A 2,549-nucleotide genomic window follows, 5' to 3' on the forward strand; every position below is an offset into this window, starting at 1 on the left:
ATTACGTGGCGTCAATGATGCGCTGGAGACCTTGGTGGAACTCTCCGAATCGCTGATCGCAGCGCGCGTCCTGCCTTACTACCTGCATCTGCTTGACCCCGTCAGTGGTGCCGCTCATTTCGAGGTCCCAGAGACCGAGGCACGCTCCCTCGTCACCGGGCTCCGGCACCGGTTACCGGGCTACCTGGTGCCCAAGCTGGTCCGCGAGCAGGCTGGTGAGCCTGCTAAGACCGTCTTGTTGTAGACGCGTTAGCGGCTTTCGAGCGCTTGCGCCGAGCCGGGGTCGAGCCGGGATCGACATGGGCCCACGACGCTAGCTGGGGTTTGCGATCCCGTGCGGCACGTGGCCCGTGGTCACGTGACTGAGGGTATCGCGACAATGATGCTCTTGATCGTCGAAGAAGATATCGGCATCAAAGGCGGCCAGGAACGGCCCCTTGCCGAGCCCGTCCAGGAACAGCGATTCGTCGATGCGGATATTCCAGGCACGCAGCGTACGCACGACGCGCTCGTGAGTTGGTGCGCCGCGAGAGGTAATCAGCGCGGTCCGCAACGGGGCCTGATCAATCGGGAATAGGGCCTGAATGCGCTTCAGAGCCACCAAGAATCCCTTGAAAGGCCCGTCAGACAGTGGCTGCTGAGCAGCAGCCACCTCGTTTGCGGTAAATGCAGCGAGACCTTCGGCACGGAAGATTCGCTCGGATTCGTCCGAGAAGAGGACGGCATCGCCATCGAAGGCGAGGCGCAACTGGTCATCATCGGCAGTCATCGCTCGGGCCGGAGCCGGCAAGATCGTCGCCGCAGCGCAACCGGCGTCAAGGGCTTGACGCACATCGTCGCGGTCGGCTGAGAGAAACAGATGGGCGCCGAAGGCCGAGACGTACCGATAAGGACTGGCGCCACTGGTAAAGGCCGCGCAGCGGATCGCGAGTCCGTGGTGGCGGATCGAGTTAAAGACCCGCAGGCCGGTATCACTGCTATTGCGAGACAGCAGGATGACCTCAACCCGTCCGCGATCGCCGAGCCGCTCATTCAGCGTGAGCAGCTTCTTCACCAGCGAGAAGGCGACGCCTGGCGCCAGGAGCTCAGCCTCATGCGCCACCTGAGACGCAGCGGAGGCTTCGACGCCCCGCTCTTCGTAGACCCGGTGCGACTCCGAGAGGTCGAATAGCGCCCGTGATGAAATCGCAACGACGAGACGAATCTGCGGAGCCCCTGCGGCATCCCGCGCGACCACCGGCTGCGGAGCCTGTGCGAGTCGAGGATCAGATTTCTCGCTGCTCGACGGCTCTTCAGTGCGGCCCAATGCATGACCTAGAGCGTTCGCTCGGAGCCGAGCTCCCTCACCCTGATCGCTCACCAAGGCAGGAACGAGTTCATGAAATGCATGGGTCGACCGATGTTGCGATTCATTGCGCCGATATCATCACGCATGGTCGCGGTCGTATAGGTCATCGATTGCATCGAGCGATTCATAGCCTCAATCGAGCTCAACAACGGCTCCAAGGTGGAGACATCCCGAGCCATCGAGTCAACACCGACCGTCATCGTCCGAACGTTGGAGCTGATCTGCCCCATGTTGTCCGAGATCGACTGCATGTTGCTAGCCAGCACCGTCATATTGGAATCGACGCTGATCGCAAGATAGTGCACATCCTTCGCTAAGCTGAAGACGAGGTAAAAGCCGTAGGCTGCAAGAATGATAAAGGCAAACAAGGTTGGATAAACGATCAGCTCCCAGCGCCGAGCGCTGGTCTCAAACGCTTGCGACAGCCGGTCCATCGCAAACTGATTGGCGGCTGGATCACCCTCTGGCGCCTCTAGATCTGTTGCCCCCGTGTTTTCGAAAGCATCTCGCTCGTGCGGGTTATTGCTTGCCATAGAAAATCACGACCTCTTAGGTACCGTCACAGCCCCAAGGCCAGACTTCGGTCGGCATCGGGCAGTCTTGCCGAGTGCCTGGCTGATGCGACTCCCAGCATCGACGGCGCAGCCGATCAACGCATATCAAAGCCTAACACGAACGCTTGGTTATACAAGGAAACCGGCCGTGAGACCAGAGCCGAGGGACCAAGCCCAAGCCCAACCTAAGCGCAATCACGCAGGGAACTCGCGCTCAGCAGCACTCGCCTCTTACTCGCTCAACACCTTCGGGAACAAGCTCGCCGCAAGCGCATAGAACTCTTTTGCCCCCTTGCCACGCGACTCGAGCTCGAACACGGCAAGGCCTTCGCTGAACGAGCGGCGGAATACGGTGCGCTGCGACAGGCGCGACTTCACGAACTGGATATCAGGCAAGGACACCAAGGCCGCCGCCGCCTCGTTGGTCTCCCGGACCGCATGATGGGTATCACCGCGATTGATGAAGCCGACAATCTCTGGCGGCCGCTCGCGCTCGACAGACTTCACCAACTGGATGAAGCGCTGGGTTGACCAGATGTCGGCCTGCGACGGCGGCACCGGCACCACGACGCGGTCGCAGAGCTGTATCGCGCTGCGCAGCGCCTCCATGTCAGCGGTTCCGACGTCGATGACGGTCTCGTCGTCGA

General features: G+C 61.0%; 2 protein-coding genes and 2 pseudogenes. 1 reads left to right on the forward strand and 3 read right to left on the reverse strand.

Going from position 1 to position 2,549, the window contains the following annotated elements:
• Window positions 1-244 (forward strand): annotated as a pseudogene (locus tag ACY693_RS18225) (EF-P beta-lysylation protein EpmB); the annotation flags it as partial.
• 69 nt (window positions 245-313) lie between these two features.
• On the opposite strand, the gene ACY693_RS18230 reads toward ACY693_RS18225, so the two are convergent.
• The 3 genes and pseudogenes from ACY693_RS18230 to ACY693_RS18240 all read right to left on the reverse strand — a co-directional run.
• A complete protein-coding gene (locus ACY693_RS18230; protein ID WP_462323229.1) occupies window positions 314-1,237 on the reverse strand; it encodes a 5'-nucleotidase in 924 nt (307 codons plus the stop codon).
• 119 nt (window positions 1,238-1,356) lie between these two features.
• Complete coding sequence (locus tag ACY693_RS18235) at window positions 1,357-1,881, reverse strand: hypothetical protein (RefSeq protein ID WP_462323230.1); 525 nt, start codon at window positions 1,879-1,881, stop codon at window positions 1,357-1,359.
• A gap of 252 nt (window positions 1,882-2,133) precedes the next feature.
• Window positions 2,134-2,549, reverse strand: a pseudogene (locus ACY693_RS18240) (ParA family protein); the annotation flags it as partial.

This window comes from Halochromatium sp. (genome assembly GCF_054919635.1).